The 20,908-nt window shown below is 67.3% G+C and carries 24 protein-coding genes; 18 read left to right on the forward strand and 6 right to left on the reverse strand.

The window, feature by feature from the left end; all coding sequences use genetic code 11:
- Positions 1–70: 70 nt before the first annotated feature.
- Positions 71–817 (reverse strand): mechanosensitive ion channel domain-containing protein, encoded by a 747-nt coding sequence (locus ACFTSF_RS26740; protein ID WP_344148857.1) that lies wholly within the window; start codon positions 815–817, stop codon positions 71–73.
- Positions 818–1,026: 209 nt separating this feature from the next.
- Between ACFTSF_RS26740 and ACFTSF_RS26745 the strand changes: the two genes are divergently transcribed.
- From ACFTSF_RS26745 to ACFTSF_RS26775, 7 genes are all read left to right on the forward strand, one after another.
- Positions 1,027–2,016 (forward strand): hypothetical protein, encoded by a 990-nt coding sequence (locus ACFTSF_RS26745; RefSeq protein ID WP_380156574.1) that lies wholly within the window; start codon positions 1,027–1,029, stop codon positions 2,014–2,016.
- Positions 2,017–2,066: 50 nt separating this feature from the next.
- Positions 2,067–4,184, forward strand: coding sequence for a 4-alpha-glucanotransferase (gene malQ / locus ACFTSF_RS26750; protein ID WP_380156576.1), 2,118 nt, complete (start codon positions 2,067–2,069; stop codon positions 4,182–4,184).
- Positions 4,185–4,305: 121 nt separating this feature from the next.
- Positions 4,306–4,902 carry a lytic polysaccharide monooxygenase gene (locus ACFTSF_RS26755; protein WP_380156578.1) on the forward strand — a complete coding sequence of 199 codons (597 nt, stop codon included), beginning with the start codon at positions 4,306–4,308 and terminating at the stop codon, positions 4,900–4,902.
- 80 nt (positions 4,903–4,982) lie between these two features.
- Positions 4,983–5,471: a hypothetical protein gene (locus tag ACFTSF_RS26760; protein WP_380156580.1), complete on the forward strand. Its 489-nt coding sequence runs from the start codon at positions 4,983–4,985 to the stop codon at positions 5,469–5,471.
- A 73-nt stretch (positions 5,472–5,544) separates the two neighbouring features.
- The gene (locus tag ACFTSF_RS26765) at positions 5,545–5,826 is read left to right on the forward strand and encodes a hypothetical protein (RefSeq protein WP_344148870.1); all 282 of its coding nucleotides are present in this window, start codon (positions 5,545–5,547) and stop codon (positions 5,824–5,826) included.
- Entirely contained in the window at positions 5,813–6,211 is a 399-nt protein-coding gene (locus ACFTSF_RS26770; protein ID WP_344148873.1) for a DUF5130 family protein, read from the forward strand. Before ACFTSF_RS26765 ends, ACFTSF_RS26770 begins: the two co-directional genes overlap by 14 nt.
- Positions 6,208–6,816 carry a GNAT family N-acetyltransferase gene (locus tag ACFTSF_RS26775; RefSeq protein ID WP_380156582.1) on the forward strand — a complete coding sequence of 203 codons (609 nt, stop codon included), beginning with the start codon at positions 6,208–6,210 and terminating at the stop codon, positions 6,814–6,816. Before ACFTSF_RS26770 ends, ACFTSF_RS26775 begins: the two co-directional genes overlap by 4 nt.
- On the opposite strand, the gene ACFTSF_RS26780 is transcribed toward ACFTSF_RS26775, so the two are convergent.
- The gene (locus ACFTSF_RS26780; RefSeq protein ID WP_380156584.1) at positions 6,765–7,379 is read right to left on the reverse strand and encodes a hypothetical protein; all 615 of its coding nucleotides are present in this window, start codon (positions 7,377–7,379) and stop codon (positions 6,765–6,767) included. The genes ACFTSF_RS26775 and ACFTSF_RS26780 overlap by 52 nt on opposite strands.
- Positions 7,380–7,614: 235 nt before the next feature.
- Here ACFTSF_RS26780 and ACFTSF_RS26785 point away from each other — a divergent pair, with 235 nt between their 5' ends.
- Positions 7,615–8,724 (forward strand): serine hydrolase domain-containing protein, encoded by a 1,110-nt coding sequence (locus tag ACFTSF_RS26785; RefSeq protein WP_380156586.1) that lies wholly within the window; start codon positions 7,615–7,617, stop codon positions 8,722–8,724.
- Here the strand turns inward: ACFTSF_RS26785 and ACFTSF_RS26790 are convergent.
- Positions 8,711–9,241 carry a hypothetical protein gene (locus ACFTSF_RS26790; protein ID WP_380156588.1) on the reverse strand — a complete coding sequence of 177 codons (531 nt, stop codon included), beginning with the start codon at positions 9,239–9,241 and terminating at the stop codon, positions 8,711–8,713. The two genes, ACFTSF_RS26785 and ACFTSF_RS26790, sit on opposite strands and share 14 nt — an antisense overlap.
- A 38-nt stretch (positions 9,242–9,279) precedes the next feature.
- Positions 9,280–11,850, reverse strand: coding sequence for an aminopeptidase N (pepN, locus tag ACFTSF_RS26795; protein WP_380156590.1), 2,571 nt, complete (start codon positions 11,848–11,850; stop codon positions 9,280–9,282).
- A 111-nt stretch (positions 11,851–11,961) separates the two neighbouring features.
- On the opposite strand from pepN, the gene ACFTSF_RS26800 reads away from it, so the two are divergent.
- The 3 genes from ACFTSF_RS26800 (at position 11,962) to ACFTSF_RS26810 (ending at position 14,192) form a co-directional block, all read left to right on the forward strand.
- The gene (locus ACFTSF_RS26800) at positions 11,962–12,558 is read left to right on the forward strand and encodes a DsbA family protein (protein ID WP_380156591.1); all 597 of its coding nucleotides are present in this window, start codon (positions 11,962–11,964) and stop codon (positions 12,556–12,558) included.
- Between the two features lie 121 nt (positions 12,559–12,679).
- Entirely contained in the window at positions 12,680–13,714 is a 1,035-nt protein-coding gene (locus ACFTSF_RS26805) for a hypothetical protein (RefSeq protein WP_380156593.1), read from the forward strand.
- Positions 13,715–13,724: 10 nt separating this feature from the next.
- The gene (locus ACFTSF_RS26810) at positions 13,725–14,192 is read left to right on the forward strand and encodes a ribose-5-phosphate isomerase (protein ID WP_344148897.1); all 468 of its coding nucleotides are present in this window, start codon (positions 13,725–13,727) and stop codon (positions 14,190–14,192) included.
- Here ACFTSF_RS26810 and ACFTSF_RS26815 read toward each other — a convergent pair.
- On the reverse strand, positions 14,156–14,341 hold the full coding sequence (locus ACFTSF_RS26815; RefSeq protein WP_344148900.1) for a hypothetical protein: 186 nt from the start codon (positions 14,339–14,341) through the stop codon (positions 14,156–14,158). The two genes, ACFTSF_RS26810 and ACFTSF_RS26815, sit on opposite strands and share 37 nt — an antisense overlap.
- 10 nt (positions 14,342–14,351) lie before the next feature.
- Here ACFTSF_RS26815 and ACFTSF_RS26820 point away from each other — a divergent pair, with 10 nt between their 5' ends.
- From ACFTSF_RS26820 to ACFTSF_RS26850, 7 genes are all read left to right on the forward strand, one after another.
- On the forward strand, positions 14,352–15,176 hold the full coding sequence (locus ACFTSF_RS26820; RefSeq protein WP_380156595.1) for an Fpg/Nei family DNA glycosylase: 825 nt from the start codon (positions 14,352–14,354) through the stop codon (positions 15,174–15,176).
- Between the two features lie 63 nt (positions 15,177–15,239).
- On the forward strand, positions 15,240–16,334 hold the full coding sequence (locus ACFTSF_RS26825; RefSeq protein ID WP_380156597.1) for a PP2C family protein-serine/threonine phosphatase: 1,095 nt from the start codon (positions 15,240–15,242) through the stop codon (positions 16,332–16,334).
- 30 nt (positions 16,335–16,364) lie between these two features.
- The gene (locus ACFTSF_RS26830; protein WP_344149275.1) at positions 16,365–16,796 is read left to right on the forward strand and encodes a hypothetical protein; all 432 of its coding nucleotides are present in this window, start codon (positions 16,365–16,367) and stop codon (positions 16,794–16,796) included.
- Between the two features lie 50 nt (positions 16,797–16,846).
- Positions 16,847–17,284 (forward strand): nitroreductase family deazaflavin-dependent oxidoreductase, encoded by a 438-nt coding sequence (locus tag ACFTSF_RS26835; protein ID WP_344148909.1) that lies wholly within the window; start codon positions 16,847–16,849, stop codon positions 17,282–17,284.
- 148 nt (positions 17,285–17,432) lie between these two features.
- The gene (locus ACFTSF_RS26840) at positions 17,433–18,161 is read left to right on the forward strand and encodes a CDP-alcohol phosphatidyltransferase family protein (protein ID WP_344148912.1); all 729 of its coding nucleotides are present in this window, start codon (positions 17,433–17,435) and stop codon (positions 18,159–18,161) included.
- Position 18,162: 1 nt separating this feature from the next.
- Positions 18,163–19,002 carry a hypothetical protein gene (locus ACFTSF_RS26845; protein WP_380156598.1) on the forward strand — a complete coding sequence of 280 codons (840 nt, stop codon included), beginning with the start codon at positions 18,163–18,165 and terminating at the stop codon, positions 19,000–19,002.
- Between the two features lie 98 nt (positions 19,003–19,100).
- Positions 19,101–19,673 (forward strand): dihydrofolate reductase family protein, encoded by a 573-nt coding sequence (locus ACFTSF_RS26850; RefSeq protein WP_380156600.1) that lies wholly within the window; start codon positions 19,101–19,103, stop codon positions 19,671–19,673.
- 18 nt (positions 19,674–19,691) lie between these two features.
- Here ACFTSF_RS26850 and ACFTSF_RS26855 read toward each other — a convergent pair whose 3' ends face one another.
- Complete coding sequence (locus ACFTSF_RS26855; protein WP_380156602.1) at positions 19,692–20,843, reverse strand: AAA family ATPase; 1,152 nt, start codon at positions 20,841–20,843, stop codon at positions 19,692–19,694.
- Between the last annotated feature and the right edge of the window lie 65 nt (positions 20,844–20,908).

The raw sequence follows: 20,908 nt of genomic DNA on the forward strand, positions 1-20,908 counted from the left end.
TTTCCTAATCCACTGCCGATGATGGCGCGCCGTACTCGTGCGGTCAAGATCTGTGATGATGAATTGTGTTCTATTCCGTCGGAAGGTGAGCGTCTTCCTCGGCCTTCTCGGTGCCGCTGCCGACGCCTGAGGAGCCGGTGGCTCCCGGGTCGCGGGTGGTCAGGTTGCCGATCCGCAGGACTTCGCCGTTCCGGACGTACCAGGTGGTGCCGTCCTCACCGCGCAGCGTGGTGATCCGCAGGCCGACCGCGATCACGGTGCCGGTCGCCTTCTCCATGTCGATCAGGTCGCCGACGCCGTACTGGTCCTCGAAGATCATGAAGACGCCGGCCAGGAAGTCCTTGACCAGCGTCTGGGCGCCGAAACCGAGCGCGACGCCGATGATGCTCGCGGAGGCGATCACCGGCAGGATGTTGAAGCCGAGCTCGGCCAGCACCATCACCACCAGGACGGCGCTGAGCACGATCGTCACGATGCTGCTCAGCAGTGAAGCGATCGTTTCGGCGCGCTGGGCCCGGCGCGTGGTGGCCAGGTTGTTCTCGACGAAGTCCTGGCCGAGCTTCGACTTCGACAGCACGCCGGCCACGGCGCCGTTGCCGGTGCGGCGGGCGAAGCGCCGGATCACCTTGTGCAGCACCCAGCGGAGCAGGAAGAAGCCGATGACGAGCGCGAGGATCCGGGCCGGCACACGGATGATTTCGTCGGTCACCTCGAGCTTGCCGTCGTTGCCCCACCGGAAGAAGGTTGGGAGCTCCAGCGGACGGGAAAACAGGGGGTGACTGATCGCGGACACAAGGTAGCTGGTCAGAATAGGCATATCGCCGCCCATGTTAGAGGGCGTCTGGGAACTCCACGCCTACTGCGCTGCACTCGGTACGGCACCTCGCCGCACTGGAGGAAAGGCCACGATGAACCACATCGAGGCCTCCCCTCCAGCACGACGATGCACCGCACCGAGCACATGCTCGCTACGGCGCGGAGTACCCAGACACCCTCTCAGTGACCTCGACCAGGGAGACGAATCGCATGCCCAGCCGCTTGGACGACGAGCTGCTCAGGCTCGTGAGCGCGGGCGTGCTGCGCCAGTACCAGGCGGAGGCGCTGCGCGCGGCGGCCGACGCCGAACTCGATGCCGCCCTGGAGCGGTACAAGCCTGAGCCCCCGGCCGCTCCGCCGCCGAAGCCCCGGACGCCGCCGGTTGCCCCGCATTCGAATGCACTGATCGAGGTGCTCGGGTACGTCGGCGGTGCGCTCCTGCTCGGCGCTGTGGCGCTGCTCACGCTGGCCAACTGGGGCGAGATGGGCCGGGCGGCCCGGATCAGCACCGGGACTGTGGCTGCAGTCGTGCTGCTCGGGGCGGCCGTCGTACTGAAGACCTTCCGGCGCCGGGACCAGCTCGCCTCGGCGCTGGCCTCGCTTGGCTGCTGTGTGGCCGGTTTCGCCACCTATGTCGCGATCGAGGGCGAGGCGGGCCGGGTCACCGGGGTCGCTGTCGCGCTCACTCTGGCCGGTCTCGGCCTGTGGTGGCTGGCCGGGTCGTCGTTGCTGGTGGCAACGTTCGGCATCCTGGCCGTCGGGGTGCTGGTGATCACCGCCGACGTGCTGACCCCGGACGACGGATCGGCGTCGAACTCGGCCGGGATCGCCGGGACCGGTTTCATCCTGGTCGCGTTCGTGCTGGCCATGCTCGGGCTGGTTCGTGACCAGCCCACCGCCTGGTCGCTGGCCGGTGCAGCGATGTTCAGCTCGTCGATCTGCTGGCTGATCCAGGAGCGCGGCGAGATCATGGCACTGGCCGTCGGAACCGCCGGTCCGGCCGCACTGCTGGTCGCCTACGGGAGGCGGCGCGCATCGGCGTACGCGGTGGTCGGTTGCTCGATCCTGCTGGTCATCTGGCCGACTGCGCTCTACCAGCTCACCGACAACGTCGCAGGGGTCGCCATCGGGCTCGTGGTGGCCAGTGTGGCCCTCCTGTTCGCCGTACTGGTGCTCAGCAAGCGCCGACCGGCCGACTGACACGGCGCTGCGTTACACACCAAGGGCCTTGATGCGGCAGACTCGCTGAGGTGACTGCTCCCACTCCGGCCCTTGTCGAGCTAGCGGTTGCCCATGGCGTGGCGACGGAGTACTGGAACTGGCAAGGCGAGCATGTGATCGTCTCCAGCGAGGTTGTCTCCACTGTGCTCGCGGCACTCGGTGTGGATGCGTCCACACCGGATAAGGCTGCTGAGGCGCTGGATGAGCACCAGTTGGCGCGTTGGCGACGGACACTGCCGGCCACTGTGGTGATGCGCGCGGGCTGGACGCCATGGTTCGCCGTACACCTGCCGCACGGGTCCACTGCTGAGGTGTGGGTGGACCTGGAGGATGGCGGCCAGCGACGGGATATCCCGCAGCAGGAGCACTGGGTCGAGCCGGAGTGGGTCGACGGCGTGCAGACCGGCGAGGCGACGTACCAGCTGCCTGGAGACTTGCCGCTGGGCTACCACCGGCTGTGCGCGCGGATCGGTAGTAGTCCGGAGATCTCGGTCGGCTCGCTGATCGTCACTCCCGCGAAGCTGGAGCCGGAGAAGCTCAACCGCACCTGGGGCTGGGTACTGCAGCTGTACTCCGTCCGCTCGCGACGCTCGTGGGGGATCGGCGATCTGCACGACCTCGCCGATCTGGCCGCTTGGTCCGCCAACGACCTGGGTGCCGGGTTCGTGCTGATCAACCCGCTGCATGCGGCGGAACTGGCCGGTCGAATGGAGCCCTCGCCGTACCTGCCGGCTTCGCGGCGGTTCGGCAACCCGATCTACCTGCGCATCGAGGACATCGACGAGTACGGCGATCTGGCACCGGCCGAGCGGGATCGGGTCCGGACGCTCAGTCTGCAGGCGCGGGCTCTGAGCGAGGACGCGAACGCTCTGGACCGTGACACTGTCTGGGCCGCCAAGCGCGAGGCGCTGCAGCTCCTGTTCGGCGTGCGACCCTCGATCGGCCGTATCGCCGAGTACGGCGCGTACTGCGACCGTGAGAACCAGGGGCTGGTCGATTTCGCGACGTGGGCGGCGATCTCCGACGTACACGGGCCTGAGTGGAGTAAGTGGCCCGAGGAACTGCAGGACCCGACCAGCTCGGCGGTCACCGCGTTCCGGAACGAGAACCCCGACGCAGTGGAGTTCCACTGCTGGCTGCAGTGGCAGATGGACGATCAGCTCGCCCGCACGCAGGCCCGGGCCAAGGCCGCCGGCATGTCGCTGGGCGTCGTACACGACCTGGCAGTCGGCGTGCACCCGGACGGTGCGGACGCGTGGGCGCTGCAGCACGTGCTGGCACAGGGCATCCACGTCGGAGCGCCGCCGGACGCGTTCAACCAGCAGGGGCAGGACTGGTCCCAGCCGCCCTGGCGGCCGAACGCACTGGCCGAGACCGGGTACGCCGCCTGGCGGGACCTGGTCCGCGCGGTGATGCGCCACGGCGGTGGACTGCGGATCGACCACATCCTCGGCATGTTCCGCCTCTGGTGGGTGACCTCACCGGAGGCGCCGACCGAGGGCACCTACGTGCGCTACGACCACGAGGCGCTGATCGGCATCCTCGTACTGGAGGCCACCCGCGCTGGAGTGACAGTCGTGGGGGAGGACCTCGGCACTGTCGAGCCCTGGGTGCGCGACTACCTCACCGAGCGCGGAGTGCTCGGTACGTCGGTGCTGTGGTTCGAGCGGGATGCCGACGGCAAGCCGCTCGCCCCTGAGCGCTGGCGCGAGCTGTGCCTGGCCACCGTCACCACACACGACCTGCCGCCGACCGCGGGCTACCTGGCCGGCGACCATGTCGAGCTGCGCAACCGCCTCGGCCTGCTGACCCGCCCGGTCGCCGAAGAGCTGGCCGTCGACGAGGCGGATCGGGATGCGTGGCTGGACGCACTGCGCGAGCGCCACCTGCTCCGCTACACCGACGGCGATGTCGAACGCATCGTGGAGGCACTGCACCAGTACGTCGCTCACACTCCGTCGAAACTCGTCGGTGTCGCACTGACCGATGCCGTCGGAGAGCGCCGTACCCAGAACCAGCCGGGCACCACCGACGAGTACCCGAACTGGCGGGTCCCGCTCGGCGGCCCCGACGGCGAACCGGTGCTCATCGAGGACCTCCCCAACAATCTCCGACTCAGACGCTTGATCGGCGCTCTGACAATCTAGCTTTCCGTATTTCCCTAGTCACGAGTTGTTGACAATAGATTTGAAGAGTTGTTTTCTATTGGTCAACCACGAAGGCGCCTTCCTTCACTGTCACCGCCCCTACAGTTGAAGGAGTTATCTCATGCTGCGATCACGCAAAGTCAGCATGGCCGGTGTTGCTGTCGGTGCCCTGGCATTGACGTTCAGCACCTCGGTCCCGATGGCCAGTGCACACGGCTGGACCAACGCACCGATCAGCCGAGCCAAGCACTGCCAGGCCAATCAGTCGCTGAACTGCGGCAACATCCAATGGGAGCCGCAGAGTGTCGAGGGGCCGAAGGGCTTCCCGAACGGCGGCCCGCCGGACGGCAAGATCTGCTCGGCCGGGATCGGTGCCTTCGCGCAACTGGATGACCAGCGGAACGGCAGTTGGCCGACCAATCGCCTGACCTCAGGCGCGAACTTCACGTTCAAGTGGCACTTCACCGCCTCGCACTCGACGACCGACTTCCGGTACTACGTCACCAAGAACGGCTGGAACCAGAACGCTCCGCTGACCCGCGGGGCGCTGGAGCTGAACCCGTTCCTGACCGTTCCGTTCAGCGGCCGGCCGCCGTCGGACCTGGCGCACAGCGGCAACCTGCCGAGCGGTAAGAGCGGCCGGCACATGATCCTGTCGGTCTGGACCATCGCCGACACGGGGAACGCCTTCTACCAGTGTTCGGATGTTAACTTCTGATCTATCTAAAGGTTTGGTAAATAACTTTCTTGGGCATTCCACTCCTTGAAATAACCGCCCCTATTTCAAGGAGTGTCCCCATGAAGGTTGTGCTCCGTGTTCTGACCGCCGCCGTCGTGATGGTGGCCGGCCTGCTGCCGGCCGTCGAAGCGTCCGCGCTGACCAAGCTGACGCACTCGCAAGCCGCCTCGATCTTCAGCGCGGCCGGCATCACCTGGTCGTCGAGCGGCAACTGCTCGGACTGGAACAACTCGACCTGCACGTCGTTCACCAACATCAACGACAGCACCGTGTACGGCGTCCGCACGCTGAAGCAGGCGAGCGGGTGTGCCGTGAACGTCACCGGCGGTACCGAGACCGGTCACGCGAGTGGTACCTACAGCCACCGCAACGGCTACAAGGTCGACATCTCCGTCTACACCTGCGTGAGCAACTACATCCGCAACACCTTCACCCGGATCGCCGACCGTGGTGACGGCGCCCAGCAGTGGCGCTCCGGCGCGGGCAACATCTACGCCAACGAGGGCAACCACTGGGACATCCTCTACTACAACTGCGGCGGCTGCTGACGATCTGAGGCTCCCGGCTGCTGCAGGCGAGGCCCTGGAGCAGCCGGCGGTCCGGAAGTACTAGGCTGCGGGTGTGATTGCTGAGCTGTCCGGCCACACGGTGTTGGTGTTCGTCGGCATTCCTGTGTTGGTGGCTGCGGTGCTGGCCCTGCTGGTGTTCGCGGGGTCGATCGCGAGCGGCCCGCGGTACCGGCCGGGGTTGTCCTGGTGGGCGCCGCCGGTCTGGATCAACGGACCGGTCGCCACCAAGCCCGACCCTGCCAACCTGCCCGAGCTGCCCGCCGCTCCGGGAACCCTCGCGACCGCCGGTGCCGGCGTCGCCCGTACGACCGGAGGCGCAAGTGCCAGTTGGTGACGCGTTCACGCCCGACCAGCTCTACGACATCGAGCGCGCGGTCCGGCACGCCGAGGAGGCGTCCGGCCTGCACTTCTCCGTGTACGTCGGTGGCGCGGACTCCGAGACCCGTCCGTTCGCCGTCGAGCTGCTGAACGAGCTCGAGGACCCCGACCACACCGTCCTGGTGTACGTCGACCCGGCCGGTCGCCGGCTGGAGATCGTCACCGGTTCGGAGGCGAAGCGCCAGCTGTCGGACACCGCAGCCGGCCTGGCCGCGCTGACGATGCAGACGTCGTTCGCCACTGGTGACCTCACCGGCGGTCTGGTGACCGGAGTGCAGCAGTTGGGTACCAACGCGCACCAGGCGCCGCTGCTGCACGCCAACGAGCCCCACAAGCAGTGACCCCGGCCCTGCAGCCGCACCGCATCGAGCTGGACGACGTCGTACTGCGTCCGTTCGTAGCCTCTGATGAGGAGGCGGTGGCCGAGGCGCTGCGGGATCCTGACGTACTGCGCTGGACCGCGGGGACTGCGGTGATCCGTACTCCCGCGGACCAGCGGGCGCGGCGCTGGCTCGGCCCGCGCCTGGACGCCTGGGCGCGTGGCAACGCCATCTTCGCCATCGCGGACCGCAGTACCGACTACGTGCTCGGGAACGTCGCCTTGCGGGATGTGCACCGGGTCCCGGACCAGGCGGTCGCCGCCTACTGGGTCAGTCCGGCCGCTCGCGGTCGAGCCCTCGGGGCCCGCGCTCTGGACGCGGCTGCACGATGGGCGTTCGCCCCGGACGGTCTGGGGCTGCACCGCATCTCGCTCGACCACTCGCTGGTCAACGAGGGGTCCTGTCGGGTCGCTCTCCGCGCAGGGTTCCAGCTGGAAGGGACCATGCGGGACTACTACGTCGAGCCGGACGGCGAGCGGCATGACTCACACCTGCACGCCCGGCTGGCGACCGATCACCTGCCGGCGGTCGCCGGTTCGAAGGTCGGGCAGGCAGGGTTGTCGTAGGCGCGCTGCGTCTTCGGTGCGGTGCACAGATTGAGCATCTGGGCCGACGACGTACCAGGGCCGAGGTAGACGACCCATGTGTCGAGCACCGGCTCGCCTGAGCTGTTGGCGAAGCCCGGGTACTGGCCGTTGACCAGCATGGCCTTCGCGGGGACACCAGCCGCGATGATCTTCGCCGCCGTGTTCTGCGCGAGCTGACCGGCGTCCAGTCCGGTGTCGGACGAGTACTTGTCGAGCACCGCGATCCACTGGCCGCGTGTGAAGCGAGGTGAGGTCGGCCCAGTGTTTGGCGGTGTACTCGTTGTCATCTCGGGAGCAGAGCGGCTGGTCGGCGGCTTCCGGTCGGCCTTGGACACGACCGAGGGGTGCGCACTGGGAGTCGGCGTCGAGGCAGGGCTGTCCGGTACGGCGGCTGCGCGCACCGCGTCGTCATCCGGTGGCGTGGATTCGCCTTTGGTCAGGATGAACGCGGACACGGTGGCGATCGCGGCAGTCGCAACTATGGCGGCACCGACCGCGCTGCGCGAGCGTTGCTGCTTCTTTTTCCGGCGATGTGATGTCACGGCACAGGACCCCTCCCCAGGTCTCTCCGCGTGAGCTTAAACCGAACCGGGCTGGAAGTGAGTGTTCTTCAAGTGGTGAGAATCTCCTTCTGAGCAAGGAGATCGCAGTCCGCGCACGACTCCTCACGGTGTGCCGACGAGCAATCGTTTGATGGCTACAGGTCGCGTTCGCGCTACCACTGTCCGGGTCCGTAGGCGATGGTGACGTGATTGGTGCGTTGAAAGCCTTCGAGACATGAGAAGACGACTTTTCGCCGCCATCGCCCTGACGCTGGTGGCAACCGCCGTACCGGTCAGTGCCGAGGCCGGCCGATCCACACTGCAACGAGACGCCGACGGAATCGTCGCCACCGGAGTGACCGGCGTACTGGCTCGAGAGACGTCACCACACGGCTCGCGAACTGCAGTCAGTGGAGTGCAGGTGCGCCCAGACGGCCGGTTCCGGATCGGCAGCACCAACAAGGTGCTGGTGGGGACTGTTGTGCTCCAACTGGTCGCCGAAGGCCGCATGCGGCTGGACGACTCGGTGGAGAAGTGGCTGCCCGGTCGCACTGCCGGTACCGAGTACAACGGGCGGAAGATCACTGTGCGGCAGTTGCTGCAGCACACCGCCGGCATCTCCGACGAGAGCTTCCCGAACATCGAGAGCGCGCAGCAGTACTACGAGCGCCGGTACCTCGTGCACACCGAGGAGGCGATCGTGCAAGCGGGTCTGAAGAACCAGCCGACGTTCCCGCCGGGGAAGGGCTGGAGCTACTCGAACACCGGCTACGACCTCGTGGGTCTGGTGATCCAGGCCGTCACCGGGCGGACCTGGTACGACGAGGTCGACCGCCGGATCGTCCGCCCGCTGCACCTGCGCGACACATACTTCCCGCGCACGGACCCGCGGATCGCCGGTCCGCATGCACGCGGCTACACCCGCTTCACGGCGGGCGAGTACACCGACACCACCGACGTGATCGACGCGGACGCGTCCGGCGGCTACATCTCCACGCTGAAGGACCTGGATCGGATTCTGCGCTCGATCTTCGACGGACGGTTACTCGCACCGGCTCAGCTGGATGAACTGACCACGACGGTCGAGACCGACGAGACAGCCGAGCTGGTGTGGCGGAACCCCCGCTACGGACTAGGGGTCTTCTCCCGTGATCTGCCGTGTGGCGGGCGGGTCTGGATTCCGGGTGGTGACCAGATCGGCTTCAAGACTCGTGCAGCTGTCAGCGCCGACGGCCGCCGCAGTGTGGTGGTCTCGATGTCCACGCAGCTGTACGACTCGATGGACGCGCTGCTGGCTCAGGAGAAGGCGGCCAGCAAGCTCATCGACGAGGTCATGTGCCGCTAGGGATGCCGTCCGGCTTCGGCTGGGGGCGTGTGTCGAGCGCGTCCTCCAGCCAGGCGTCCACGTCGACGCCACCGCTCAGGATGTGCGTCACGTACGCCGTTCGCTCGTGGCTGAGCACCTCGAGCTCCCACACGCTCGGTGCGACGCCGGTCGGCACCGGCCGCAAGTCGTCCACGTCGACGCCGCTGAATCGGCTCAGTCTGGACTGGTAGTCCTTCGTCCAGCTGTGCACGACCAGGTAGGCACCGTCGTCACTCAGATGCAGTACGACGACGGCCAGGCCGACCGAGCCCATCGCATCGTCGAAGTCGAGCTGCCGGCTCGCACCGGCCCGAGCGAACTCGACCATCTGGTCGTCCCACTGCCTACCGCGCGCAGTAATGATGTACGGCTTGACCAGCCGATGCGGATCCCGCCAGGGGAGCAGGGGTGTGACAGGGCGCGGGCGGTACGCCTCAGCGAGTCCAGTCAGCGCGACAGCGGCTGCACCGGCCAGGGCGGGGTCAGAAGCAGGCATCTGCTCTGTTCTACCCCGGCCGGGTGCACGCTGTCTCCCTAGCTCGCGTCTCGGACCTGTGCGGCGATCGCCCGAGTGAGGTCGGCCTGGGCCTCGGAGACGTAGCGCCGGGTCGGTGCGTCGACCGCCGTCGACTCTGCGGCCAGCCAGTCGGTGAGCGCGTCCAGCGTCGGCTGCTCGGCCAGGTTGCGCGGCGACAGGTAGACCAGCACGTTCTCGCCCATGGACGAGCCGAGCCGGGTGTAGACGTCCTTGGCCGCGCTCAGGTACTTCCCGACGTACGGGCGGAGCAGGTCCTCCTGGCCGGGCTGCTGGAAGCCGAGGATGGTCCGGAACTGCGTCTCGTTCGGAGTGTCTCCGGACTCGACCGCGATCCGCCACGCCTCTTCCTTGGCCTCGGCGGTCGGCCGCGCAGCGCGGGCCTGGGCGGCCCGCTCGCCACCGGTGATGGTGGTGTCGCGGGTCAGCTCGTCGTCGATCTCGTCGGCGCCGATCCGGCCTAGCCGGGACAGTGCGACGATCAGCGTCCAGCGCAGGTCGGTGTCGACGACCAGGTCGGCGGGCAGCTCCCGGTCGTCGAGCCACGCGACCAGCCGGTCCGCACCGGCCTCGGAGAAGACCGCGCTGGTGTAGGCCCGGACGAACGCGAGCTGGTGATCGCTACCGGCTTCGGCGTCGTTGACGAGACCCAGCAGGGCCTCCTCGAACTGGATCCGCAAGGCGTCCCGCTTGTCCGGTGCGGCGTACAGGTTGATGGCGCTGGTCACCTGCGAGAGCAGCGACCGGACGCCGGTCAGGTCGCTCTCGGCGCGAATCCCGCGCAGCACGATGTCGACGTACTGGCTGGCCGGCATCTCGGCGTCCCGGGTCATGTCCCAGGCCGCACCCCAGGCGAGTGCTCGGGGCAGCGACTCCGACAGCTGGTCGATGGACTCGACCAGAGTGGCCCGCGAGCGCTCGTCGAGCCGGATCTTCGCGTAGGTGAGGTCGTCGTCGTTCAGCAGCACGAGGTCCGGCTGCGTGGCGCCGACGAGCTCGGCCAGCTCAGTGCGGGCGCCGTCGATGTCCACCTCGAACCGCTCGGTGCGGACCAGGCCCTCGTCGGTACGCCGGTACAGACCGACGGCCAGCCGGTGCGGACGCAGTACGGGATACTCCGCGGCAGCGGTCTGCTCGATCGCGAACGACGTGAACTTGCCGTCCGCGTCGACGCCGAAGTCCGCCTGCAGCGTGTTCACGCCGGCGGTCCGCAGCCAGCGCTCGGTCCAGTCGTCGAGGTCGCGGCCGGAGGCCTTCTCGAGCGGCTTGAGCAGGTCGGTCAGCTCGGTGTTGCCGAACGCGTGATCGGCGAAGTACTCCTTCAGGGCGGTGATGAAGGTGTCCTCACCGACGAACGCGACCAGCTGCCGCAGGGTGGAGGCGCCCTTGGCGTAGGTGATGCCGTCGAAGTTCACCTCGACCGCGTGGAAGTCGACCATGTCGGCCGCGATCGGGTGCGTCGAGGGCAGCTGGTCCTGCCGGTACGCCCAGTTCTTGCGGGCGTTGCAGAACGTCGTCCAGGCACCGGCGTACTTGGTGGTGGCCGTCGCCTGCGCCCAGTGCGAGGCCCACTCGGCGAACGACTCGTTCAGCCACAGGTCGTCCCACCAGGTCATCGTGACCAGGTCGCCGAACCACATGTGGGCCAGCTCGTGCAGCACGGTGTTGGCGCGGCTCTCGAGCTCCGCGTGCGTGGTGCGGCTGCGGAAGATGTACTCGTCGCGAAGGGTCACGCAGCCCGCGTTCTCCATCGCGCCCATGTTGTACTCCGGCACGAACGCCTGGTCGTACTTGTGGAACGGGTACGGCGTCCCGAAGGCCTCCTCGAAGAGCGCGAAGCCCTGCTTGGTCACCTCGAACAGGTCCTCGGTGTCGAGTGAGTCCTTGAGCGACGGACGGCACAGCAGCGACAGCGGGTAGGTGCCATGCGGGCCTTCGTAGGCGTCGGTGACCACGTGGTACGGGCCGGCTACCACAGCGGTGATGTACGTCGACATCCGCTCGGTCGGCGGGAACTCCCAGCGCGCGAGCTCCTCGCCGCTCGGACCGGCGTACGGCGTCGGCTCGGGGGTGGGGGAGTTGGAGATGACGACCCAGCGGGCCGGGGCGGAGACGGTGAAAGTGAAAGGGGCCTTGAGGTTCGGCTGCTCGAAAGTGGTGAACACCCGGCGGGCGTCCGGCACCTCGAACTGGGTGTAGAGGTAGGTCTCCTTGTCGGCCGGATCGACCGAGCGGTGCAGCCCTTCACCGGTCCGCGAGTACAGGCAGTCCGCGACCACGCGCAGCTCGTTCGCGGCCGCGAGACCGTCGAGCTGGATGCGAGCGCCGTCGTACACCGTGTCCGGGTCGAGGGAGGTGCCGTTCAGCGTGACCTCACGGACCTTGTCCGCGATCAGATCGGCGAACGTGCTCGCGCCGTCGGTCGCGGTGAAGGTGATCGTGGTCACGGACGGGAAGGTCGGCGCTCCACTCGGGGCGTTGGTCAGATCCAGCTCGATGGCGTAGCTGACATCGCTGACCACACCGGCACGGGTACGCGCCTCATCGCGCGTCAGGTTGGTTCCAGGCATATCGGCATCCTATGCACCTGACGCTTCCGTTGGATGCGGGTTTCCCCGCGACATCCATCGATGGATACCAAGCCGGTACCTCTGATCTTTCAATTTTGTATGATCGAGCACATGACTGCTTCCGCCGATTTCTGGTTCGACCCGGCCTGCCCCTGGGCCTGGATGACGTCCCGCTGGATGCTCGAGGTCGAGCAGGTCCGCGACGTGACCACGACCTGGCATGTGATGAGCCTCGCCGTACTGAACGAGGAACGTGACGAACACGACGCCAACTGGCACCGCAAACTCGGCTACGTCCGGGTCCTGATCGCCGCCGAGCAGGCGCACGGCAACGAGGTGCTGCTGCCGCTCTACACCGCACTCGGCCGCCGGATCCACAACGACGGCCGCGGCACCAAGGACGAGCAGGTCCTGCCCGAGGCGCTCGCCGAAGCCGGTCTGCCGCCGTCACTGATCGAGGCCTTCGGCGACAGCCGGTACGACGAGGCGCTGCGCAAGTCGCATCACGCCGGGATGGACCAGGTCGGGATGGAGGTCGGTACGCCGGTCATCTCGGTCGCGGGCACCGCGTTCTTCGGACCGGTCGTGACGCCGGCGCCGAAGGGCGAGGCGGCGGGCAAGTTGTGGGACGGCGTCCTGCTGGTGGCCGGCACCGACGGATTCTTCGAGATCAAGCGCAGCCGCGACCGCGACCCGATCTTCGACTGAAGGTTTGATCTAAGGCCCGGCCGGAAAGATTCGGTCTGGGGTTCAAGGGTTGAACTGAGCTGCCCGTGCCGGTGAAGGTTGCTCACCAACGGGAATTCTTCAAGTGGTGAGTAGGTATCACATGACGTTACGTGACGAGCGCACCGAGCTCGATGTCGTCCCCGCCGGTGTGACCGCCGGCATCGCCGTGTTCGACCGGCACACCGGGCGGTTCGTGCAGCAGTCCAACGCCGACCATCGGTTTCGCTCCGCCTCGGTGGTGAAGCTCCTGATCGTCCTGGACCTGCTGTGGGAACTCGGGCCGACGTACACCGTCGAGGCGGCGGACCGGGCGCGTTTAGAGGTAATGCTGCGCAGTAGTGACGACGATGCAGCCAGTTACTACTGGGATCACAACGGTGGCGCGGCCATCGTCGAGCGGATGGTGCGGCGACTCGGGCTGACTCACACCGACGGCCCGCCGCCTACCCATCCGGGCTTCTGGGGCTACGTCGCGATCACTGCCGCGGACACCGTCCGGATCTATCGATACATCCTGGATCACGCGCCGGCGCCGGTCCGGAACCTGGTGATGGACCTGCTGCACGAGCCGACCAGGTACGGCACCGACGGCTTCGATCAGTTCTTCGGGATCGCCTCGGTATTCGATCCTGATTTCAGCATCAAGCAGGGCTGGTCCGGCTTCCTCGGCTCGAGTGGCTACAGCAGCGACCGCGCCAAGCCGGTGGCCAGCCTCGACCTCGTCAGCGACGCCTTGCACACCACCGGCACCGTCGGCAAGGACGACCGCTGCATCGTGTCGGTCTACACACTGCATCCGCGGGGGACGCAGTACGGGAAGGCATACACCGATGTGACCCGGTTGACCCGGTCGCTGATCGTTCCGGGCGGGGTGCGGACCAGTGGGAGCTGGCTGGCCACGACCGGGGAGGGAGTGCGGGTCCGGACGGCCCCGAACACCTCCTGCGGGATCCTGGGCATGCTGCCGGCCGGAGTCGAGGTTCTGGTCAGTGGTCAGAAGCAGGGTGAGCTCATCGACGTACCGCCGCGCTCCAGCGACTGGTGGGCCTATCTGCCCAAGTACGGCGGCTACGTGACCACCGTGTACGTCGGGTCCGGTGCACCCAAGCTGCCAGGCGTTCCGGTGTATCAGTAGATTGCAGCTCATGCGAGTGCACATCGGCTCTGACCATGCCGGCTTCGAGCTCAAGAATCACCTGGTCCAGCACCTCACCGCTGCTGGCCACGACGTCGTCGACCACGGTCCCGCCGTGTACGACGCGGTGGACGACTACCCGCCGTACTGTCTGCGGGCCGGTGCCGGAGTGGTGGCGGACCCGGGCAGCCTGGGTGTGGTGATCGGCGGCTCCGGCAACGGGGAGCAGATCGCGGCGAACAAGGTGAAGGGCGTGCGGGCCGTGCTGGCCTGGAGCACCGACACCGCCAAGCTGGGGCGTGAGCACAACAACGCCAACGTGGTCAGCGTCGGGGCGCGGATGCACTCGACCGAAGAGGCGGTCGGGTTCGTGGAGACGTTCCTGGCCACCGACTACTCCGGCGAGGCGCGGCACACCCGGCGGATCGACATGCTGAGTGCTTACGAGTCGACGGGCGAGTTGCCGCCGCTCTCCTGATCCTGATCCTCCGGAGGCTTGACCCCGCGGCGTTTGAACGGCTCTCGTGGCCGGGAGACGTCGCGGGCCCGCATCGACCGGCCGATGCCGACCACGGCCGGTGTGGCCGGTCCGGACCGGCCCTTCGGCGTACCACCTGCAATCCCCATAAGAGGAATCATGCCTGAAGGCCACACTCTGCACCGGCTGGCGAACGACGTCTGGGACGCGTTCGGCGGCCGGCCGGTCCGGGCGAGCAGTCCGCAGGGACGGTTCGTCGACGGCGCCGCACTGCTCGACGGGCACGTGCTGCGGCAGACAGAGGCCCACGGCAAGCACTTCCTCGCCGACTTCGAGGGAGCGGGCTGGCTGCACATCCACCTCGGTCTGATCGGCAAGGTCGACTTCGGGGCGGCCCCGGTCCCCGAACCGGTCGGCCAGGTCCGCCTGCGGCTGCAGAACGAGACGTCGTACGCCGATCTGCGCGGTGCGGCCGTTTGTGAGGTGCTGACCGACGGCGAACGCGAGGTGCTGATCGGACGGCTCGGTCCGGACCCGCTGCGCGACGACGCCGACCCGGAGCTCGCCTGGAAGCGGATCCATCGCAGCAAGCAGCCGATCGGGCAGCTGCTGATGGACCAGGAGGTGTTGAGCGGCGTCGGCAACGTCTACCGCGCCGAGGTGCTCTTCCGCGCCAAGCTGCACCCGATGACCCGCGGCAACCGGGTCAAGAAGCGCGAGTGGCAGGGCATGTGGGACGACCTGCTCGAGCTGATGAAGTACGGCGTCGAGACCGGCCGCATCGACACTGTTGCCGACGACCACACACCCGAGGCGATGGGCCGCGACCCACGCCAGGACGATCACGGCGGCGAGGTCTACGTCTACCGCCGGCAGGGGCAGCGCTGCCATGTCTGTCACTCGGTGATCCGCACCGAGATCCTGGCCCAGCGCAACCTTTTCTGGTGCCCGAAGTGCCAGCGCACCGGGCTCACCAGAAAGTAAGTCTGAACAGTTATCAAGTTTTTTGATGCGCGGACCAAGGAGTGCCGTTATCTTCTTCACACCATGATCAGGAGTGGCGGACGCGCTGTAGTACGACGAGTCGGCCGCTTGGTCGTCGCGGTGGTCAGACGCGCGCGTCGGTTGCACCCGCTCGCCTTCTTCGCGTTGCTCTCGTTGTCAGTCGTGTTCGCGATCGCCAGTGCGGCGTGGCCAACGCACGTTCCGGCCTCTGCGCTGGTCATCCCGTTGTTGCTGGGTGGCTTGGTTCTGGGCTTCCGGCAACTGGTCGTCTTCACGCTGGTGACGTTGATGATCGCGTCGTTCGTGCTCGTGTCCCGGCAGGCGCCGGTTCCGATGACCGGGTTCCTGCTGGTGATCGGTGCGATCGGCTGGATCGTCATCGCGGGCGCGAAGGTTCGCAATCAGCTCGGCGTCCCCGGCACCCGTGGTGAGTCGATGCTGATGGAGTTGCGCGACACCCTCACCGCTCAGGGCGAGTTACCGCCACTGCCGAGTGGGTGGCGGGCCGAGGTCGCGATCCAGTCGGCGGGTAAGTCGAAGTTCTCCGGCGACTTCGTGGTGTCGACCCAACGGGACGACGTACTGGAGGTCGCGCTGGTCGATGTCTCGGGCAAGGGAGTCGATGCGGGGACACGGGCGCTGCTGCTCTCCGGTGCCTTCGGCGGACTGCTCGGCGTCGTACCGGTCGACGACTTCCTCCCGGCCGCCAACCGCTATCTGCGGCGGCAGGACTGGGAGGACGACTTCGCGACCGTCGTCCATGTCGCGGTCGAGCTGACCACCGGACAGTTCTGCGTGCGGACCGCCGGGCATCCGCCGGCGATTCAGTTCGACGCCTGGTCGGGGCGGTGGCAGACGCGGGACGCGGACGGGCCGTTGCTCGGGCTGATGGAAGCACCGGAGTTCGCGCCGAACCACGGCCAGCTGAAGCCGGGCGACGCGCTGTTCCTGTACAGCGACGGCATGGTCGAGACGCCGCGGCGCGACATCGGGCGCGGTACCGACCGGCTCGCCGGGGCCGCGGAACGCCTGGTGGCACAGGGATTTCGGGGCGGCGCGGCCGAGCTGGTCGCCGCGGCCGGGGGACCGGGGGACGACTCGGCGATCGTGATCATCCACCGGCTCGAGCATTCCTAACCTGGCGATGGCGTAGCCTGCTCCGTCGTGATGGATGCTGCTGATCGGAGTGCGCCGGACGTCTCGTTCGACGAGCTGGTCGCGTCGATGCCGGACGAGCTGCGCGCAGTCTTCCCGCCGACCCGATGGCAGCTCGAGAAGCTGTGGGCGCTCGACCTCAAGGTCGAACCGATCGAGGTCGCGGACCTGGTCTGGATGTTCGACCTGCCGTTGTGGCACCTCGACGGCGAACGCTTCAAGGTGACGCCGAACCAGGTCGCCGAGACGCCGATGAACTACCGCCCGCACTACCAGCGGGTGATGGACGCCGACCTGGAGCTCCCGATCAACCTGGTCGCCTACCGCGGCCGGCTGGTCGTGCTGGACGGCGTCCACCGGTTGCTGAAGGCGCACTTCCTGCGCCGCCGCTGGGTCGAGGCGACGATCGCCACTGCCACCCAGCTGCAGTCCTGCGCGCCGTGATGGCGCGCGGTCATTGTGGATGATGATGCGTCACCATTATCATGGGTGACATGACCACCAACGACGAATACGCCCCGAGCACCTCCGACTGGGTCCGCGAGCAGGTAGACAAGGTCGCCGAGGCCGGTACCACCGACGCCGTCGACATCATGGGCCTGAAGGTCGTCCTGCTGACCATGCGCGGCGCCAAGTCCGGCAAGATCCGCAAGGTCCCGCTGATGCGGGTCGAGCGGGACGGTGTGTACGTCGCGGTCGCGTCGCTCGGCGGCGCCCCGAAGAACCCCGTCTGGTACTACAACCTGAAGGCCGACCCGAACCTCACCCTGCAGGACGGTGACGTCACCAAGCAGTACGTCGCCCGCGAGATCGACGGCGCCGAGTACGACGAGTGGTGGCCGATCGCGGTCGCCGCCTACCCGCCGTACGAGGAGTACAAGGCCAAGACGACCCGCAAGATGCCGTTCTTCGTGCTCGAGCCGGTCGAGTAGTTCCCGTGCGTGCGCACACCCGATCCGGCGTGTGCGCACAGCCGGTGCGTAGGTCAGGACCTGCTCTGTGAGACGCTGGCGGCGGCGCGTTGCGCCGAATTCTGGGCCTGTTTGAGTTCTGGGAGTCGTCCTGACCACACACGACGCGGTGCGGGAGCCGTTCGTCGGGTCGACGCGGTTGCGTCTGGCCGGATTCGCGCTGCACGCCTATACCGCGAGCGGAACCGTGCTCGCGCTGCTGATCGTCATCGCCGCCATCGACGGCGACGCCGTTCGCGCCCTCTGGCTCGGGCTGGCCGCACTGATCATCGACGGCACCGACGGGATGCTCGCCCGCAAACTGCGGGTCAAGGAGACCATCCCGTGGTTCGACGGCGCGATGCTCGACAACATCGTCGACTACCTGACGTATGCGTTCGCACCGATCGTGCTGCTCTGGACCGGTCACTACCTACCGTCGGGCGGGTGGGGCGCGGTGCTGGCCGCGCTGCCGCTGCTTGCCTCGAGCTACCAGTTCTGCCGGACCGATGCGAAGACCGACGACCACTTCTTCCTCGGCTTCCCCAGCTACTGGAACGTGGTCGCCTTCTATGTGGTGATCCTCGGCCTCAGCCCGACCACCACCGGCCTGATCCTGGTGATCTGCTCGATCCTGGTCTTCGTCCCGGTCAAGTACGTCTACCCGTCCCGGACGAAGGTGTTCCGGTCGCTGAACCTGCTGACGACCGCGATCTGGATGGCCTCGTACGCCGTACTGCTGGCCCAGATGCCGAACCCGAACGCGATCGTGGTCGCGATCTCGCTCGCCTACCTGCTGTACTACGGGGCGCTCAGTCTGTATCTGACGTTCTGGGTGCCGCGCCGCAAGGTCGCCTGACTTGACCCTAGGACTCGGTCTCGGGGCAGCGCTGGCTGCCGCTGTCCTGTTCGGTATCGCCGCGATCCTGCAGGCGGTCGGCTCCCGCAAGGTGCCGACGCAGTCCGAGTTGGACCCGCGGCAGTTCGCCGGGTTCGTCGTCGCGCTGCTCCGGCAGCCCGCGTTCCTCGGCGCGCTGGCGCTCCAGTTGGCCGGCTTCGGCCTGCACTTCGTCGCGCTCCGGCTGCTCCCGCTCTACCTGGCCCAGGCCGGGATTGCGGTCAGCCTCGTCGTCACCGCGCTGCTCGCGACCCGGCTGATGTCGGACCAGCTGAGCGTCGTCGAGTGGTCCGCGGTGATTGCTGTCGTGGTCGGTCTCGGCCTGCTCGCGGTGTCCGCCGGTGACGCGGGACCGAACATTCAGCACCACGGGCTCACCATCGGGGTCATCGTCGGGCTGGTCGCGATCGCCGTTCTCGGTGCGCTGGCCAGTCGCTCGCAGCACGGGATCTCCACGGCTCTGCTGGGCATGCTGTCGGGACTCGGGTACGCCGGGGTCGCGATCTCCGCCCGTCTGCTCCAGGACGGTTCGATCGGCGAGCTCCTTCGCAGCCCCACGGCGTACACGCTCCCGGTGAGTGGCGCGCTGGCCTTCATCCTCTACTCGCTCGCCCTCCAACGCGGCTCGGTCACGCTCGCCACCACGCCGATGATCGCGCTGCAGACCATCACCCCGGCGGTCGTCGGCGTCGTCGTACTGTCCGATGCCGTGCGTGCGGGTTGGTGGCCGCTGGCTCTCGTCGGTTTCCTCCTGTCGGCTGCCGGATCTGTCGTCCTGGTGCGGTTCGAGTCCGTCAAGTAGCTCTGTGACCGGGGTCACATTATGGTGATGTCGTCTTCGGGCGACCCCGGTCGACGCTGTGATGTCAGCAGCAACCACCTTCTTGGAGGAGAAGTCAGATGCGCACTCTCATCACCACCGCGTTCGTTTCGCTCGACGGCGTGATCGAGGCGCCGGGCGGGGAGCCGGGCTACCGGAACTCCGGCTGGACGTTCAAGGACATCGCGGTCGACGAGGCGGCGTACGAGCTGAAGGGCCAGGAGCAGGACGAGGCGACCGCGATGATGATCGGTCGCGTCAGCTACGAGTCGTTCTCGAAGGTCTGGCCGTCGATCACCGACTTCCCGCGGTACAACGCGATGCCGAAGTACGTCGTCTCGAGCAGCCTGCAGGAGTCCGACCTCGTCGACAACTGGGGCGAGACCACCATCCTGCGGTCCCTCGACGACGTCGCCGCGCTGAAGGAGACCGAGGGCGGCCCGATCAGCATCCACGGCAGCGCCACCCTGAACCGCAACCTCGCTGACGCCGGCCTGATCGACCGCTACAGCCTGCTCGTCTTCCCGGTCCTGCTCGGCGCCGGCAAGCGCCTGTTCAGTGAGAGCGACAAGGACAAGCAGCGCCTGCAGTTGGTCGACAACGCGTCGTACTCGAACGGCATCCAGAAGCTTGTGTACGACGTTGTTCGCTGATTCTTGGGGATGTGGCCGTCAGCGTGACGGCCACTTCCAGGGTGGCTCGTCGAGCGGTCCTTGCCCGGCGATCGTCGTGGCACCGTGGTCCTTGACCAGCTCGATCGTGTGCAGGTCGTCGTTGAGTGCCTGAAGTGACGCGGTGAACGGTCTGGAGTGCGTCACCACGATCACCTGAGTCTCTTTGGCGGCCGTGACGACCAGATTCGCCAGTGCAGGAAGCAGATCCGGGTGCAGACTCGTCTCCGGCTCGTTCAGCACCAGCAACTCCGGCGGTCGCGGTGTCAGCAGTGCCGCGACCCACAGCAGGTATCGCAGCGTCCCGTCCGACAGCTCCGCCCCTTGGAGCGGCCGCAGCAGCCCGTGCTGGTGGAACGCCAGCTCGAACCGGCCCGCGTTGCTAAGGATCTCGACGCTGCTCCCCGGAAAGGCCTGATCAACAGCCTCCGCCACCGCTGATGCCGACCCGATCTCCTGGATCGTCTGCAGCGCCGCGGCCAGATCCGCACCCTCCGGCCCGAGCACCGGCGTCCGCGTCCCCACCTGCGCCTGCCGCGCCGGCGCGTCCGCATCCGTCCTCAAGTGGTCGTAGAACCGCCACGACCGCATCCGCTCCCGCACCTGCAACAACTCCGGTGCCCGCTGCGGATCCGCGAACTGACTCAACATGCTGTCGAACGTCTGCAACTCCGGCCCGCCGCGATCCCACCCACCGCCCTCGCCCCGGATCCGCACCTGACTGTTCACCCGCTCCACCAGCAAAGCCGCCGGCCGCAGAAAAGGCCCGGCCCACAACGACTCCCGCTTGATCTCCGGATCCTTCGCAAACATCGAAGCAGACGGCATCGGCAACCCAAGATCCATCAGATAGCCGTAGTCGTCCGCCGCAAACCCCATCCGCAAAGTCACCGGCCCCATCCGCCGCGTCCCCTGCACCGGCCGATCCGTCCGCACAAACTCCGGCCCCGCCCACAACGTCGACCCCAGCCCACCCTCCCGAGCCAACGCCGCCACCGCCCCATTCCGCGAAGCATCCGCCAGCAGCCGCAAAGCCCGGTACAAACTCGACTTCCCGCTCCCGTTGGCCCCTGTCACCACGTTCAACCCCCGCAACGGCATCACCACCCGCCGCAACGACCGATAGTTTTCCACCGCCAACGTCCGCAACATGCCGCCAACGTACAGACCTCGTCGGACAGTGCCGAAGACTGCCTCTGATGTTAGTATCATGGGAG

Source organism: Kribbella sp. NPDC056951, from assembly GCF_042674205.1.
In the GTDB taxonomy this organism is placed as follows: Bacteria; Actinomycetota; Actinomycetes; order Propionibacteriales; family Kribbellaceae; genus Kribbella; species Kribbella yunnanensis.

Bases quoted from the DNA above. Each gene is read 5' to 3' on its own strand.
- ACFTSF_RS26740 (WP_344148857.1), bottom strand. From the start codon at position 817: ATGCCTATTCTGACCAGCTACCTTGTGTCCGCGATCAGTCACCCCCTG.
- ACFTSF_RS26805 (WP_380156593.1), top strand. From the start codon at position 12,680: ATGACGTTACGTGACGAGCGCACCGAGCTCGATGTCGTCCCCGCCGGT.
- ACFTSF_RS26835 (WP_344148909.1), top strand. From the start codon at position 16,847: ATGACCACCAACGACGAATACGCCCCGAGCACCTCCGACTGGGTCCGC.
- ACFTSF_RS26755 (WP_380156578.1), top strand. From the start codon at position 4,306: ATGCTGCGATCACGCAAAGTCAGCATGGCCGGTGTTGCTGTCGGTGCC.
- pepN (WP_380156590.1), bottom strand. From the start codon at position 11,850: ATGCCTGGAACCAACCTGACGCGCGATGAGGCGCGTACCCGTGCCGGT.
- ACFTSF_RS26760 (WP_380156580.1), top strand. From the start codon at position 4,983: ATGAAGGTTGTGCTCCGTGTTCTGACCGCCGCCGTCGTGATGGTGGCC.
- ACFTSF_RS26820 (WP_380156595.1), top strand. From the start codon at position 14,352: ATGCCTGAAGGCCACACTCTGCACCGGCTGGCGAACGACGTCTGGGAC.
- ACFTSF_RS26785 (WP_380156586.1), top strand. From the start codon at position 7,615: ATGAGAAGACGACTTTTCGCCGCCATCGCCCTGACGCTGGTGGCAACC.
- ACFTSF_RS26830 (WP_344149275.1), top strand. From the start codon at position 16,365: ATGGATGCTGCTGATCGGAGTGCGCCGGACGTCTCGTTCGACGAGCTG.
- ACFTSF_RS26790 (WP_380156588.1), bottom strand. From the start codon at position 9,241: ATGCCTGCTTCTGACCCCGCCCTGGCCGGTGCAGCCGCTGTCGCGCTG.
- ACFTSF_RS26855 (WP_380156602.1), bottom strand. From the start codon at position 20,843: ATGTTGCGGACGTTGGCGGTGGAAAACTATCGGTCGTTGCGGCGGGTG.
- ACFTSF_RS26825 (WP_380156597.1), top strand. From the start codon at position 15,240: ATGATCAGGAGTGGCGGACGCGCTGTAGTACGACGAGTCGGCCGCTTG.
- ACFTSF_RS26745 (WP_380156574.1), top strand. From the start codon at position 1,027: ATGCCCAGCCGCTTGGACGACGAGCTGCTCAGGCTCGTGAGCGCGGGC.
- ACFTSF_RS26815 (WP_344148900.1), bottom strand. From the start codon at position 14,341: ATGGGGATTGCAGGTGGTACGCCGAAGGGCCGGTCCGGACCGGCCACA.
- ACFTSF_RS26800 (WP_380156591.1), top strand. From the start codon at position 11,962: ATGACTGCTTCCGCCGATTTCTGGTTCGACCCGGCCTGCCCCTGGGCC.
- ACFTSF_RS26810 (WP_344148897.1), top strand. From the start codon at position 13,725: ATGCGAGTGCACATCGGCTCTGACCATGCCGGCTTCGAGCTCAAGAAT.
- ACFTSF_RS26850 (WP_380156600.1), top strand. From the start codon at position 19,101: ATGCGCACTCTCATCACCACCGCGTTCGTTTCGCTCGACGGCGTGATC.